General features: G+C 73.1%; 14 protein-coding genes. 12 read left to right on the plus strand and 2 right to left on the minus strand.

The genetic code is table 11. The annotated features are described in order from the left end of the window. Positions 1 to 176 precede the first annotated feature (176 nt). Positions 177 to 1,169, plus strand: coding sequence for an ATP-binding cassette domain-containing protein (locus OG542_RS01910; RefSeq protein WP_328407601.1), 993 nt, complete (start codon positions 177 to 179; stop codon positions 1,167 to 1,169). Beyond that, positions 1,166 to 1,957, plus strand: a complete 792-nt coding sequence (locus tag OG542_RS01915) for an ABC transporter permease (protein ID WP_328407603.1) — start codon at positions 1,166 to 1,168, stop codon at positions 1,955 to 1,957. Before OG542_RS01910 ends, OG542_RS01915 begins: the two co-directional genes overlap by 4 nt. On the opposite strand, the gene OG542_RS01920 is transcribed toward OG542_RS01915, so the two are convergent. Continuing rightward, positions 1,938 to 5,075 (minus strand): ATP-binding protein, encoded by a 3,138-nt coding sequence (locus tag OG542_RS01920; RefSeq protein ID WP_328407605.1) that lies wholly within the window; start codon positions 5,073 to 5,075, stop codon positions 1,938 to 1,940. The genes OG542_RS01915 and OG542_RS01920 overlap by 20 nt on opposite strands. A gap of 61 nt (positions 5,076 to 5,136) precedes the next feature. Beyond that, positions 5,137 to 6,015 (minus strand): LysR family transcriptional regulator, encoded by an 879-nt coding sequence (locus OG542_RS01925; protein ID WP_328407607.1) that lies wholly within the window; start codon positions 6,013 to 6,015, stop codon positions 5,137 to 5,139. Between the two features lie 97 nt (positions 6,016 to 6,112). Here OG542_RS01925 and OG542_RS01930 point away from each other — a divergent pair, with 97 nt between their 5' ends. The 10 genes from OG542_RS01930 (at position 6,113) to OG542_RS01975 (ending at position 14,773) form a co-directional block, all read left to right on the plus strand. Next, entirely contained in the window at positions 6,113 to 6,274 is a 162-nt protein-coding gene (locus tag OG542_RS01930) for a hypothetical protein (protein WP_261684148.1), read from the plus strand. A 166-nt stretch (positions 6,275 to 6,440) separates the two neighbouring features. Next, complete coding sequence (locus OG542_RS01935; RefSeq protein ID WP_328407610.1) at positions 6,441 to 7,181, plus strand: alpha/beta hydrolase; 741 nt, start codon at positions 6,441 to 6,443, stop codon at positions 7,179 to 7,181. Further along, entirely contained in the window at positions 7,178 to 8,041 is an 864-nt protein-coding gene (locus tag OG542_RS01940; protein ID WP_328407612.1) for a sulfurtransferase, read from the plus strand. Before OG542_RS01935 ends, OG542_RS01940 begins: the two co-directional genes overlap by 4 nt. Before the next feature lie 35 nt (positions 8,042 to 8,076). Then, complete coding sequence (locus tag OG542_RS01945; RefSeq protein WP_328407614.1) at positions 8,077 to 9,018, plus strand: ABC transporter permease; 942 nt, start codon at positions 8,077 to 8,079, stop codon at positions 9,016 to 9,018. A gap of 7 nt (positions 9,019 to 9,025) precedes the next feature. Then, positions 9,026 to 9,781, plus strand: coding sequence for an ABC transporter ATP-binding protein (locus tag OG542_RS01950; RefSeq protein ID WP_328407616.1), 756 nt, complete (start codon positions 9,026 to 9,028; stop codon positions 9,779 to 9,781). Next, positions 9,778 to 10,761, plus strand: coding sequence for an ABC transporter substrate-binding protein (locus OG542_RS01955; protein WP_328407618.1), 984 nt, complete (start codon positions 9,778 to 9,780; stop codon positions 10,759 to 10,761). Before OG542_RS01950 ends, OG542_RS01955 begins: the two co-directional genes overlap by 4 nt. A gap of 8 nt (positions 10,762 to 10,769) precedes the next feature. After that, the gene (locus OG542_RS01960; protein ID WP_328407620.1) at positions 10,770 to 11,576 is read left to right on the plus strand and encodes an LLM class flavin-dependent oxidoreductase; all 807 of its coding nucleotides are present in this window, start codon (positions 10,770 to 10,772) and stop codon (positions 11,574 to 11,576) included. Continuing rightward, the gene (locus tag OG542_RS01965) at positions 11,501 to 12,178 is read left to right on the plus strand and encodes an ABC transporter substrate-binding protein (RefSeq protein WP_328407622.1); all 678 of its coding nucleotides are present in this window, start codon (positions 11,501 to 11,503) and stop codon (positions 12,176 to 12,178) included. The genes OG542_RS01960 and OG542_RS01965 overlap by 76 nt, the downstream gene beginning before the upstream one ends. Then, entirely contained in the window at positions 12,175 to 13,350 is a 1,176-nt protein-coding gene (locus OG542_RS01970) for an acyl-CoA dehydrogenase family protein (protein ID WP_328407624.1), read from the plus strand. The genes OG542_RS01965 and OG542_RS01970 overlap by 4 nt, the downstream gene beginning before the upstream one ends. 34 nt (positions 13,351 to 13,384) lie before the next feature. Beyond that, complete coding sequence (locus OG542_RS01975; RefSeq protein WP_328407626.1) at positions 13,385 to 14,773, plus strand: FAD-binding oxidoreductase; 1,389 nt, start codon at positions 13,385 to 13,387, stop codon at positions 14,771 to 14,773. Positions 14,774 to 14,798 lie beyond the last annotated feature (25 nt).

Here is a 14,798-nt window from a genome sequence, read left to right on the forward strand (position 1 = left end):
CGGCCGCCCCCAGTTCCCACCCCACCCGATGCCCCCGCGTCGCCGTCGGCCCATGCCGGCCCGTCACACCGGCCTTCGGGCGACAGCGTAGATCGCGACCTCTCCGCCGCCCGGTTCCAGGGCACTGAAACCATCGTGAAACCGCACTGAATGCGCCCTGCCGCAAGCTCTGCGGCATGACCACGACGACATCACACTCTCTCGCCATCGCGGCCCAGGGGCTGCGCAAGGCCTACGGGGACAAGACGGTCCTCGACGGCATCGACCTGGCGGTGCCGTCCGGCACGATCTTCTCCCTGCTCGGTCCGAACGGTGCCGGCAAGACCACCGCCGTCAAGATCCTCTCCACCCTCATCACCGCCGACGCCGGCGAGCTGCGGGTGGGCGGACACGACCTGGCCGCCGACCCGCAGGCCGTGCGGGCCGCGATCGGCGTCACCGGCCAGTTCTCCGCCGTCGACGGGCTGATCACCGGCGAGGAGAACATGCTCCTCATGGCCGACCTGCACCACCTGCCCAGGCAGGAGGGGCGGCGGGTGGCCGCCGAACTGCTGGAACGCTTCGACCTCGCCGACGCCGCGAAGAAGCCCGCCTCCACCTACTCCGGCGGCATGAAGCGCCGCCTCGACCTCGCCATGACCCTGGTCGGCAGCCCGCGGATCATCTTCCTCGACGAGCCCACCACCGGCCTCGACCCCCGCTCCCGTCACAACATGTGGGGCATCATCCGCGAGCTGGTCTCCGACGGGGCGACCGTCTTCCTCACCACCCAGTACCTGGAAGAGGCCGACGAACTCGCCGACCGCATCGCGGTGCTGAACGACGGCGGGATCGCCGCCGAGGGAAGCGCCGAGGAACTCAAACGCCTCATCCCCGGCGGGCATGTGCGGCTGCGCTTCACCGACCCGGACGCCTACCGGTCGGCCGCCGTCGCGCTGCGCGAGGTCACCCGCGACGACGAGGCCCTGGCGTTGCAGATCCCCAGTGACGGCAGCCAGCGCGAGTTGCGCTCCATCCTCGACTGGCTCGACACCGCCGGCGTCGAGGCGGACGAGCTGACCGTGCACACCCCTGACCTCGACGACGTGTTCTTCGCCCTGACCAGCACCACCACCGGCCCCGCCAACGTCCCCAGCCAGCCCAGCCAGTCCAAGGAGAACGTCCGATGAGCTCCCTCGCCCTCGCCGTGCGCGACTCGTCCACGATGCTGTGGCGCAACCTGCTGCACGCCCGCCGCTATCCGTCGATGACGCTGAACCTGCTGCTCACGCCGATCATGCTGCTCCTGCTCTTCGTCTACATCTTCGGCGACGTGATGAGCGCGGGCATCGGCGGCAGCGGCGCCGACCGCTCCGACTACATCGCCTACATCGTCCCGGGCCTGCTGATGATGACCATCGGCAGCACCGTGATCGGGGCCGCGATCGCCGTCTCCATGGACATGACCGAGGGTCTCATCGCCCGCTTCCGCACGATGGCGATCTACCGGGGCTCCCTGCTCATCGGGCACGTCGTCGGCAGCGTGCTGCAGGTGATGGCCAGCCTGGTCCTCGTCGGTGCCGTCGCCGTAGCCATCGGCTTCCGCTCCACGGACGCCACGCTCCTGGAATGGATCGCGGCGGTGGGACTGCTCGCCCTGTTCTCCCTCGCCCTCACCTGGATCGCGGTCGGCATGGGCATGGCCAGCCCGAACCCCGAGGCGGCCAGCAACATGGCCATGCCGCTGATCCTCCTCCCGCTCATCTCCAGTGCCTTCATCCCCGCCGACACCATGCCGGGCTGGTTCCAGCCGATCGCCGAGTACCAGCCCTTCACCCCCGCCATCGAGACCCTGCGCGGTCTGCTCCTCGGTACCGAGATCGGCAACAACGGCTGGATCGCCGTCGCCTGGTGCGTCGGCCTGAGCGCGCTCGGCTACCGCTGGTCGACGGCACAGTTCAACCGCGACCCGAAGTAACCGCCATGACAGCGCGGGCCGCATCCCGCAACTCGTCCCGCTCCAGGGCGGCGTACTCCGACACCGCGTCGGCGTAGGCCGCCCTGGCGGCGTCCCCGGCGGCCTCGACCGCCTTGCTCGCGCGGTCCGCCGACATCGTCGGCTGGAACTCGCGCAGCACCCGCAGCCGTTCAGCCAGCGCGATCATCCGTACGGCGGTGGCGTCGCCGGCAGCCAGCCCCGCCATGCCGAGGGCGTGCAGCACCGTCCCGAACACGGGGAGTTCCGTGGGCGAGCCGGACGGAGCGGAGAGCAGCGTCCGCAGCGCCTGCCGCAGCCGGTCGACCGGCCCCGCGACAAGCTCGAGACGGTTGGCGTGCGCGTGTGCCGTCACCGCCGCCGACTGGATCTGCAGCGCCCACCGGTCGAAGAAGGGGTCGCCGCCCTGCGAACCGACCGCGGGCATCCGCTCCAGGGAGCTGCGCCACAGACCGAGCCCGACCTCGGTCAGCCCGCGGGCGAGCGCGATCTCGGCGCGCCCGCCGAAGTCGGGGCTGTAGAAGTCATCCTTCTGCGGTCTGTTGTCGCCCTCCGCCTGCCGCAGCCAGTACTCGGCCTCGTCGGGGTCGCCGCGCTGCAGGCAGGCGAGGACGAGGCCCCAGCGGACGCCGATGGTGTCGTGCTCGTCGCCGAGCCGCGGCAGCGCCGCCAGCGCGGCCTTGAGATGCCTGTACGCGGCCTCGCCCTGCTCCGTCTGCATGTACAGCTCGCTCAGCCGGGCGTGGCCCATGACCTGCAGGAACGGGGTGTCGACCGGCCCCAGTGCGGCGATGATCCGGCGAGCCGAGGCGAGCGCGCGGTCGATGTCCTGCTCGTGCTCCCAGACGTAGGTGGCGACGCCCTCGGCGATGCCGACGAGCAGCGGCTGCTCGCTGGCGCAGAGTTCCCGCAGCACGTCGTAGTCGGGAGGCAGCATCTCAGGGACCGCGCTCAGCACGATCGCGATGGCGCGCAGCAGCGTGTCCGGCGGGGCCGGGGGCAGCCTCCGGAGGGTGACGAGCTGGCGTACGGCGTGCGGGCCGAAGCCCATGAACAGGCTCGCTGTGCACAACACGGCGGCGGCGCGGGCGACTTCGACGTGCTCGGGCTCGGGGTAGTAGTGCGACAGCGGCGGGCCGGTTTCCGCGGCCAGGGCGGTGAGGCGGGGGTAGTTGGAGCCGGTGGACCACAGGGCGGCCAGGACGGCGGTAAGGGCGGCCGTGGTGGGGCCGTCCGTGCGGGCCAGGGCGTGCCGCAGGGCCAGCACGAGGTTGTCCTGCTCGGCACTGATCCGCTCCCAGACGGTCCCCGGCTGCGAGCCGAGGAGCCAGTCGTGGTGCGCGACCCCGAAGTCCCGCGCCCAGGCGAGGAACCGGCCGATGGCCTCCTCGTCCTCGCCCGCCTCCGCACGCCGGGCCGCGCTGAACTCCCGTACGGTCTCCAGCATCCGGAACCGCACGCCGGCCGGGGTATCGGCGACGGTGAGCAGCGACTGATCGGCCAGCTGCTCCAGCGGCAGCAGCGCGTCCTCACCCAGTACCTGCTCCGCCGCCTCGCCGGAGAAGCCGCCGGGAAAGACGGACAGCATGCGCAGCGCCGCCCTGGCCTGGCCGTCGAGGAGGTTCCAGCTCCAGTCCACGACCGCGTGCAGGGTGCGGTGACGTTCCGGCACGTCCCGCGCCCCGCCGCGCAGCAGCGCGAACCGGTCGCCGAGGCGGCGGGCGATCTCCGGCACCGACAGCACCCGCACCCGCGCGGCGGCCAGCTCCACGGCCAGCGGCAGCCCGTCGAGGTGGCGGCACAGCTCGGCCACGGCATCCGGCGGCAGCTCGACGCCAGGCCGGGCGGCCCTGGCTCGCTGGGTGAACAACTCGACGGAGGTGGCGAGTTGGAGCTGCGGCAGCGCGTACACCGCCTCCGAGGTGAGGCCCAGCGGGGCCCGGCTGGTGGCGAGCACCCGCAGGTCCTTCGAGGACGAGACCAGGGCGCGCACGAGGCCGGCGGCGCCGGCGATGACCTGCTCGCAGTTGTCCAGCACCAGCAGAGCGGGCCCGGAGCCGAGCACGCCGAGGATGCCGGACACGGGGTCATGGCCGCTCATGGCGGCACCGGGCCGCCCCTCGCCCGCGCCGAGCGCGGAGGCCACCTCCACCTCCACGTCCGCGTCCGCGGTGACGCCGGCGAGCGGTACGAAGTACACCACGCGCTGCTCGGCCCGGCGGCTGACGGCGTGCGCGAGCCGGGTCTTGCCGAGGCCGCCGGGGCCGACGACGGTGACGGCGCGGGAGGCGCGCAGCAGCCGCTCCACCGCCGCGATGTCCTCCTCGCGGCCGAGGAGCGGGTTCGGCTCGTGCGGCACGCCGTGCCGGACCGCGGGCGCCTCGCCGCGCAGCAGCTCCCGCTGCACGGCCTTGAGCCCGGCGCCGGGATCCGTGCCGAGCTCGTCGCGCAGCTCGCGGCGGTAGGCCTCGTACCGCGTCAGCGCGGCGGACGGTCCGGCCGTCGCCGCCTCGCCGCGCAGCAGTTCGGCGAGCACCTCCTCGTCGCGCGGATGCTCCGCTGCGGCCACGGCCAGCGGTCCGGCCGCCTCCGCGTGCCGTCCGAGGCGGGCGAGCGCGAGGGCCTTGGCGCGGACGAGCGCGCCGCGCACGGGGGCGCGCTCGGTGCGCAGCGCGGCCAAGGGGTCGTCGGTGTCATCGGCCTCGACAGGGGTTCCCTCCCAGAGCGCGAGCCCGGCCTCGGCTGCCGCCAGCGATCCGGCGTGGTCTCCGGCCCTGGCCCGGTCCGCGCCGGCGGCGGCGTGCCGCAGCAGGGCGGAGCTGTCGACCTGGTCCTCGGCGAGGGTGAGCCGGTACCCGGTCGGCGTGCTGGCGATGACGTCGGCGCCCAGCTGGGCCCGCGCCCGGGACACGAGGACCTGGACCGCCTTTCCCGGCCGCTCCGGCAACGCGTCCGGCCACAGCCCTGCCACGAGCCGGTCGGTGCTGCAGCCGGTGCGCAAGTCGCCCGCGAGCAGCGCGAGAAGGTTGCGGAGCCGGGGAGCGGTGACCTCCTGTCCGCGGTAGGCGACACGCGGCAGCAGGGTCAGGTCGGTGGTCACCCGTGCAGATTAGCCAAGGCCCGGCCGCCGGAACTCGCGGCCTTGACGGCCTTGTGGCGCGCTACGCCGCCCGGTCCGTCGCGCGGGACGCGAGCAGGGCCCGCACGGCCTGGACCGCGGCCCCGGTCAGGGAGGGGTCGGAGCCTCGTCGGGCGAGGGCGCTGAGCCGGACCGGCGGGACCCCGGGGAGACCCCGGTACGGGACGAGCCCTTCGGGGTGCTGCCCGCCGGGGACGGCGAGCAGGGCGGCGCCGAGCCCGGCACGGGCCGCGTCGAGGACGCCCGCGAGGTATCCGGCCTCGGCGACCACGGTGGCCGGCATCCGGCGGGCGGCCAGTTCGGTGAGGGCGCGACGGCGGATGACGCACGGCGCGTTGACGGCGACCAGGGGCAGTTGCCCGGTGGCGGGCGGCTGCCAGCCCGGGGCGGCGTACCAGCGCAGCGGGAGGTCTCCGACGGAGGTGCCCTCGGTGGCGGTCGCTTCGGTGACGTAGACGGCGAGGTCGAGCTCACCGCGTCCGACCGCCTCGGTCAGCCGCGCCGAACGGTCGACCCGCACCCGCACCCCGGCGTCCGGCCGGACCTCGCGGACGGCGTCGGTAAGTGCCGGGAGGATCTGGTCGGCGCCGTGTTCGGTGGCGCCGATGACCACGGTCGCGGCTGTGGCTCCCTCGTCGCCCAGGAGGCGCTGGACGGCGGCGTCGTGCGCTCCGAGGATCAGCCTTGCCTCTTCCAGGAGTTGGGCGCCGAGGGCGGTGAACCGGGTCTTGCGGCCGTCGCGTTCCACGACGGGATGTCCGAGGGCCTTCTCCAGGCGTCGTACGTGCTGACTGACCGCGGACTGGCTGAGCCCCAGCTCTGCGGCAGCCCGGTGGAAGCCGCCGTAGTCGGCGACGGCGATGAGGCTGCGCAGTGCCACGATGTCCAGAACCGGCCGCATGTCCGCAGGTTAGCACCCATCGATGACGAATCCTGATCGGTCTTTGATGGCGAATCGTCGTTGGACGCCGGTCTCTTGTCTCGTGCATGCTGAGCGCATGCTGCGTACAGCCCTCGTGACGGCCCGCCGGCCGCGCGCCCACCGCATCGGACCCTGGCCGTCGGCCACCGGGTCGGCGGCGCGCTGTGGCGCGGGTGCCCGGCTGACGCAGCGGCGCGTGGTCGACTTCGGCCGCAGCGGCGCCATGCGCTGTCGCTGACCCTTCGCCTCCTTCGAGCGCCCTTCGAGCGCGGCCAAGTTCCGAGCGATGCCCCGGATGCCGTGCCGTGCGGGCTCCGGAACCGCCTCGCGCTGCTTCTCCACTCCCGCCCACCGAGCCGGCATGCCCTGCCCGGGCGCCGCCGCTGTCGATGAATCGAGTCGCCATGAGCTCTTCTCAGCCTGTCCACTCCTGGGACGAACCAGAAGGAATCGCCCCGCGTGGCACCCTCGTCCTCCTCCCCGGCCGGGGTGAACACGGCGGTGTCTACGAGCGGTTCAGCCGCCGCCTCGCCGCCGACGGGTACCGCGTACGGGCCCTCGGAGACGCCTCCCTGGACCCCGCGGCCGTCATCGACGCCGCGGCCAAGCTGCTGCGCGACGAGACGCTGCCCGGTCCGCGGGTGCTGGTCGGCTCCGACTCCGGTGCGTCGTACGCCGCGACGCTGGCCGCCCGCGACACCCCGGGCCTGGACGCGCTGATCCTCGCCGGCCTGCCGACCGGTTTCCACTCCGCCGGTACCGGCACGGCGGCCCCTGGCTGGGAAAGCGAACTGGAGCAGCGCACCGCCTGCCCCACGCACCGGGGCCGGCTGTCCGACGACATCGCTTTCCGGCGTGGCGCTCTGGAGGAGCCCGCGGCACGGGAACTGCCCGCCCTGGACAGGATCTCCCTCCCGGTGCTCGCTCTGCACGGCGCCGACGACGGCATCAGCCCCCTCGACGAGGCCCGTCGCGCCTACAGCGCGCTCCCGGGAGCGGAACTGGTGAGCCTGGCCGGGACCCGGCACGACGTCCTCAACGACGTCACCCACCGCACCGCCGCCGCCACCGTCGTGCTCTTCCTCGAGCGGCTGCGGCTCTCCACCGAACTGGCGCCCATCGCCGTCGCCGAGGACATCGCATGACCGCGTTCGAGAGCCTCCCCGTGCTGACCACCGCCGCCGAACTGGACCTCCTCGTGCGCACCGGTGATCCGGCCCCGGTCGTCCTCGACGTGCGGTGGAAGCTCGGCGATCTCCAGGGCCGCGAGCACTACCTCAAGGAGCACATCCCCGGCGCCCTCTACGTGGACCTGGACACCGAACTCGCCGCTCCCGCGACACCGGAGGGTGGCCGGCATCCGCTGCCGGACCCGGTGTCGTTGCAGATCGCGGCACGCCGCTGGGGGCTCTCCGCCGGACGTCCGGTGGTGGTCTACGACGACAACGGCAACACCGCCGCCGCCCGCGCCTGGTGGCTGCTGCGCTGGGCCGGGGTCGAGCAGGTGCTCCTGCTGGACGGGGCGCTGGACGCGTGGCGTGCGGCGGGGCTACGGACGGCGAGCGGCGAGCCGGAGACGCCCGCGCCCGGCGACGTCGTGCTCAGCCCGGGGCAGTTGCCCGTCCTGGACGCGGACGCGGCGGCCGAAGTCGCCCGTGGCGGCGTCCTGCTGGACGCACGGGCCGCGGAGCGGTACCGGGGGGAGGCCGAGCCGGTCGATCCGCGCGCCGGACACATCCCCGGTGCCCGGTCCGCCCCGACCGGCGGCAACCTGGCGGCTAACGGCACCTTCCGTCCCGCCGAGGAGCTCGCGCTGCGCTTCACGGGGCTGGGCGCCGACGACGCGACCGAGGTCGGTGTCTACTGCGGCTCCGGCGTCACGGCCGCCCACACCATCGCGGCCCTGGCCCGCGCCGACATCCCCGCCGCCCTCTACACCGGCTCCTGGTCGGCCTGGTCCGCCGACCCCGCACGCCCCGCAGCACAGGGAGAACAGCCGGGCTGACCCCCTGCCACCCGTCCCCTTCCGAGAGGCCCCTCATGCCCTCCCCGCACTCCGCCGTGTCCGAACCCTCCTTGCCCACACACGGGTCCGCACCACCGACGACAACCACCGCACAAGAAGCCGCGGCGCCCACCGGACCGGCGCAGCCGCCTCGCCCCACCGCCGCCAGGAACGCCCGCCCCGCCGCCCCGCGGAAGCGGTCCCGCTTCCGAGTACCGCGTGGCGTGCGCCGGGCCTCCGGGCCCCTGGGCTTGGTGCTGGTCTGGTTCCTGGCGAGCGCCACGGGCGTACTGCCCGAGTCCGTGCTGGCCTCCCCCGTGGACGTCGTCCAGCGGGCCGCCGACCTGATCGGCACCGGTGAACTGCCGCAAGCCATCGCCGCGTCCGGTCGCCGCGCCGCGACCGGGTTCCTCATCGGTGCGACCATCGCGCTCGCACTGTCGCTCACCCCGGGGCTGTTCCGGCTGGGTGAGGACGTCATCGACGCGTCGATGGGCATGTTCCGGGCCATCCCGTGGGTGGGTCTGATCCCGCTGTTCATCGTCTGGTTCGGCATCGACGAGACCCCGAAGATCGCGCTGGTGGCGCTCGGCGTCACCTACCCGCTGTACTTCAACATCTACGGCGGCATCCGCTCCGCCGACTCCCAGCTCATCGAGGCCGGACGGATGGTGGGGCTCGGCCGTATCGGTCTGATCCGGTACGTGATCCTGCCGTCCGCGCTGCCCGGCGCCCTGGTCGGCCTGCGTTACGCGCTGTCCACGGCCTGGCTCGCGCTGGTCTTCGCCGAGCAGGTCAACGCGGATGCCGGCATCGGCTATCTGATGAGCAACGCCCAGCAGTACTTCCAGACCGACGTCATCGTCCTGTGCCTGGCCGTCTACGCGGTGCTGGGGCTGCTGTGCGACTTCGCCGTGCGGCTGCTGTCGCGGCGGCTGCTGGCCTGGCGGGCCTCGTTCGACGGCGAAGGAGCGTGACAGAGCGATGAGCACGACTGTGAGCACTCAGGTGGAGGTACGCGGCCTGAGCCGCGCCTTCGACGACAAGACCGTCATCGACGATCTCCATCTCAGCATCCGCCAGGGCGAGTTCGTCGCCCTGCTCGGGCACAGCGGCTGCGGGAAGTCGACCCTGCTGAAGATCGTCGCCGGGCTGGACAGCGAGACCGAGGGCGAGGTGACCGTGCCCGAGCGCCGCTCGGTGGCCTTCCAGTCGCCACGGCTGATGCCCTGGCTGCGGGTGTGGCGCAACGTGGTGCTCGGCCTGCCCCGCTCCAAGGACCGGTCGCTCGCCGAGCGCTATCTGGCCGAGGTCGGCATCGAGGAGTACGCGGGCCGCTGGCCCAAGACCCTCTCCGGCGGCCAGGCGCAGCGCGTGTCGCTGGCCCGGGCGCTGGTCCGTGAGCCCGAACTGCTCTTGCTCGACGAGCCGTTCGGCGCCCTGGACGCCCTCACCCGCGGCCGGGCGCAGCGGCTGGTGGCCGACCTGTGGCAGCGGCACGGCTGCTCGGTACTGCTGGTCACCCACGACGTGGAGGAGGCGCTGCTGCTGGCCGACCGGGTCCTGGTGATGGACGGCGGGCGGATCGCCTACGAGGCCGAGGTCGGCCTGGAGCGGCCCCGCGCGCTCGGTTCCCCCGACTTCGTACGGCTGCGCGGCGAACTGCTGCACCGGCTCGGCGTCCACGACGCCTCGGCTCCTCGTGAAGAGGCCACGACAGAAACGGCACCCACCTCATGACCCGCACGATCACGCGCCGTACCCTCGGCGCCGCGCTCTCCCTGACCGCCCTGCTCGCCACCACCGCCTGCGGCGGCGACAGTGAGGCCACCTCCGGCGGGAGCGGCTCACAGACCCTCACCATCGGCGACCAGGCCAAGAACCTCCAGACCCTGTTCAACGCCTCCGGCGCCCTCGAGGGGACGTCGTACAAGGTCAAGTGGGCCGAGTTCGAGGGTGCCGCGCCGCTCTTCCAGGCCGTGCAGGCCGGGGCCGCCGACACCTCGTACGCCGCCGACCTGCCCACCCTCCAGGCGCTGTCCGGCGGTGTGCCGGTGAAGGCGGTGGGCGCACTGCGCAACGACGGCACACACACCGGGATCGTGGTCCGCGGGAGCTCGCCGGTGAAGAGCGTCAAGGACCTCAAGGGCAAGAAGGTCGTGGTCTCCTCGGCCAAGGGGTCCATCGCCGAGTACTTGCTCGCGCACGTGCTGGAGCAGGCCGGGCTGAAGTACTCCGACGTCAAGGTGCAGTACCTGCTGCCGACGGATGCCCAGGCCGCGTTCACCTCCGGCAAGATCGAGGCCTGGGCGACCTTCGGGGTCTACAAGGCCGTCGCCGAGCAGCAGGGCGGCCGCCTCCTGGTCAACGGCGCCGGCGGGCGGGTGAGCGGCTATGGCTTCATCGGCGCCTCCGAGAAGGCCCTGGCCGACGAGAACAAGAAGGCCGCCATCGCCGACTACCTCCGCCGCCTGGACAAGGCCCTGGCCTGGTCGCGGAAGCACCCGGACGACTACGCCGAGGCGATCCAGCGGAACAACGGGGCCTCTCCCGCGATCGCGAAGACGCTGGTCAGCCAGGCCAACGGTGAGCTGCTGCCGGTGAATTCGCAGGTGGTCGGGGCCGTGCAGAAGGTCGGCGACACCATGCACGGCATCGGCGTCCTCAGCCCGAACCCGACCGTCGCCGACCACGTCGACTCCAGCCTCGTCAAGGAATGAGCCCCGCCATGCCCGTCGAGTTCATCAGCGCCGTTCACCCCAACCCCGCCACCGAGGGCGACCCCACCGCGGGCACGGGCATCGACGTCGACTACGCCCGCCGCTACGCCCGTGCCCTGGACGACGGCGGCTTCGACTACACCCTCGTCACCTACCACTCGGCCTCGCCCGACGCGCTGCAGCTGGGGCAGTTCGTGGCGAACCACACCGAGCGCATCAAGCCCTTCCTCGCCCACCGCCCCGGCGTGATCTTCCCTACCCACGCGGCCCGCGCCCTGGCCACCCTGGACCGGATCAGCAAGGGCCGCCTGGCGGTGCACATCATCTCCGGCGGCAACGACGAGGAGCAGCGCCGCGAGGGCGACTACCTGAACAAGAGCGAGCGGTACGCACGTTCCGACGAGTACATGCGGATCCTGCGCGAGGTGTGGGCGGCCGACGGGCCCGTCTCGCACGAGGGCCCGTACTACCGCTTCGAGGGCTTCCGCTCCGATGTCACCCCGTACCACGGCACGATCCCCATCTCGGTGGGCGGCTCCTCGGAGGACGCCTACCGGGTGGGCGGGCAGCAGGGCGACATCTTCGGCCTGTGGGGCGAGCCGCTGAAGGAGACCTCCGAGCAGATCGCGGCGGTCAACGCGTACGCGGACGCAGTCGGCCGGACCCGCCCGCGAGCTCGAGCGAGATCCCACCGGTCTTCGCGGCGGCCGACGGGAAGCCGAACTTCAAGGTCGTCGCCGTGCAGCGCGGCAACACGCTCAACCAGGAGGTGGTGGCTCCCAAGGGCTCCGAGGTCACCTCGATCGCGCGGCTGAAGGGGAAGAAGGTCGGCTACGTCAAGAACACGACCGCCCACTACTTCCTGTACGAGCTGCTGAAACGCGCCGGACTCGGCTGGGACGACATCACCGCCGCCCCGCTGGAGCCCGACAAGGCGCTCGCCGCACTGGGCGGCGGCTCCGTCGACGCCTTCGCCGGCTACGGCAACGCGATCATCGCCGCCCGCCAGCAAGGCGCCCGCACGATCGGCTCCGCCAAGGACGTCCTCTCCGGCAACTTCCTGTGGACGGCCTCCGACGACACCCTCGGCGACAAGGCCGAGCGCGAGGCGCTGACCGATCTGCTCGCCCGGCTCGACCAGGCGAACGCGTATGTCCGCGACGGGCGTGAGAAGGAGTACGCGAAGGTCATCGCCACCGCGACCCACCAGCCGGTGGACCAGGCGCTGGAGGAATACAGCGAGGGCCAGGCGCAGCGGAAGACCGAGGTGCGGCCGGTGAGCGCCCGGGCCACCGCCTCCCAGCAGGAGGTCGCCGACGCCTTCCTGGGCCTCGGAGCGCTCAAACAGGGGCTGAAGGTGAGCGGCTTCTGGAGCGACCGGCTGAACGCCCCGCTGCGGAAGGAGCTCGCCCGATGACCACCGGTCTCCTGCTCCGCGCCCCCGATCTGGGTGCCCTGCCCGAGGTCACGGAGCGGCTCGCCGCCACCGCCGCCGCCCACGACCACAGCGGCGCCTTCCCCGCCGCAGGGATCAGCGCCGCACACGAGGCGGGGCTGCTCACCGCCACCGTCGGCGCCCGGTACGGCGGGCCGGGCCTGGGGGTCTCGACCACCGCCCGGATCCTGCACGCGCTCGGCGAGGGCGACCCGTCAGTGGCGCTGATCGCCGCGATGAGCCTCACCGTCCACCACCGCCAGGCCGTACGGCCGCGCTGGCCGGAGGAGCTGTACGGGCAGGTGCTGTCCGCCGCGGCTCACCGCCCTGTGCTCCTCAACCACGTACGGGTGGAGCCCGAGCTCGGCTCTCCCGCGCGCGGCGGGCTGCCCGCGACGGTGGCCCGGCGCACGGCCACCGGCTGGTCCCTGACCGGCCGCAAACGCTTCGCCACCGGTGTGGAAGGGCTGGACTGGCTGCTGGTCTGGGCCACCACGGACGAACCCACCCCGCGCGTGGGCACGTTCGCCGTGCCCGGCACCGCACCCGGCATCGAGATCACCCACCGCTGGGACCATCTGGGGCTGCGGGCCAGCGGCAGCCACGACATCGCGCTGCACGACGTGGAGATCCCGGCCGGGAACGTGGTGGAGATCGCCGCGCACGGAGCGGGCGCGGAGCAGGACAACCGGGCCGGCGCCGCCCTCCACCTCCCGCTCGCCGCCCTCTACCTGGGGGTGGCCCGGGCAGCGCAGAAGTACCTCCACCGGTTCGCGCACGAACGGGTCCCCGCCAATCTCGGCCACCCGGTGGCCCGCACGGAGCGCTTCCGTCGCACCGCGGGCGAGATCGCGCTGCGGCTCGACTCCGCCGAACAGCTGGTATTCCGGGGCGCCGAGCGGGTGGAGGCCGCCGACGACACCTACACGCCCGAACAGGCCCTGGGCGCCCGTGTCCTGGCCGACCGGCACGCCACCGAGGCCGTCGCGCTGGCCCTGCGGCTGCTCGGCAACCCGGGGCTGACCCGCGACAACCCCCTGGAACGCCACTTCAGGGATGTCCAGTGCGCTCCGGTGCACGCCCCGCAGGAGGACACGGCCCTGCTCGCCATCGGAGCGCGGGCACTGGAAACGGGCCGGTCCCGCCACTCCTAGGCCCCCTCACCTCGTACGCAGAGAGAACAGCTTCATGCCTCTTCCCCACATCGGTCCCTCGGCCGCCCGGCTCCTCACCGTGCTCCGCCGCGAGCTGCCCGAGGACGCGCTCGGCATCGGCCCCGAGGCCACCGCGCCGTACGCCGCCGACCGCTCGGGCAGCCGCCCGGACGGGGAGCCGCTGGCGGTCGTGCACGCCACCCGGGCCGAGCACGTACAGACCGCGCTGCGGCACGCGCACGAGCTGCGGGTGCCGGTCGTGCCGCGCGGGGCGGGCACCGGGCTGTCCGGCGGGGCGAACGCGGGGACGGGCAGTGTCGTCGTCGACCTGTCGCGGATGAACCGGATTCTCGAACTGAGCCCCGAGGAACAGACCGCCGTCGTGGAGCCGGGCGTCATCACCGCCGAACTGGACCGTGCGGCGGGCGAGTCCGGACTGCGCTACGCGCCCGACCCGGCGAGCGCGGCGATCTCCACGGTGGGCGGCAACATCGCGACCAACGCGGGCGGGCTGCGCTGCGCCAAGTACGGGGTGACCCGGGACGCCGTCCTCGGGCTGGACGCGGTACTCGCCGACGGAACGCTGATACGGACCGGCCGGCGCACCGTCAAGGGAGTCACCGGCTACGACCTGACGGCGCTGCTCACCGGCTCCGAGGGCACCCTGGGCGTGATCACCGCCGCGACGCTGCGGCTGCGGCCGATACCGGAGTCGACCGCCACCGTCGCCGCGTACTTCGACACCTTCGCCGAGGGCGCCGAGGCCGTGTCCGCGCTCACCGCCGCCCACGTCGAGCCCGCCATGGCCGAGCTGCTGGACGGCCCGGTCCTGGCGGCCGTGGACGCGGCCCAGAACACGGATCTGCGGTCGCGGGGCGGTGCGCTGCTGCTTCTGCAGTGCGACGGGCGGGCCGCGGCAGCGGAGGCGGAGGCAGCGGTACGGCTGCTGCGGAAGCATGCGGCATCGGTCGAGACCACGACCGACCCGGCGGAGGCGGACCGGCTCCTCACCGCCCGCAGGCTCGTCCTGCCCTCCCTGGAACGCCTGGGCCGGGTGCTGATCGAGGACATCGCGGTGCCCCGGGCACAACTCGCCCCCGCGGTCCGGGAGATCGCGGCCATCGCCGAGCGCCACGACGTACGGATCTTCACCTTCGCCCACGCCGCGGACGGCAATCTCCACCCTATCCTCGTCCTCGACCCGGACTCCCCCGACGTCCCGGAGGCGGCCTGGCGGGCGGCGAGCGACATCTTCACCACCGCGCTGCGGCTGGGCGGCACGCTCACCGGCGAACACGGGGTGGGGACGCTCAAGCGCCGCTGGCTCGCCGAGGAACTCGGCGCCGAGCAGCACGCACTGCAGCGACGCGTCAAGGCGGCCTTCGACCCGCACCACATCCTCAACCCCGGCAAGGCCCTCTGACCGCCTGAGCGTCGTCGGCGATCAC

Origin of the sequence: Streptomyces violaceus (genome assembly GCF_036014075.1) — a bacterium.
In the GTDB taxonomy this organism is placed as follows: Bacteria; Actinomycetota; Actinomycetes; order Streptomycetales; family Streptomycetaceae; genus Streptomyces; species Streptomyces violaceus.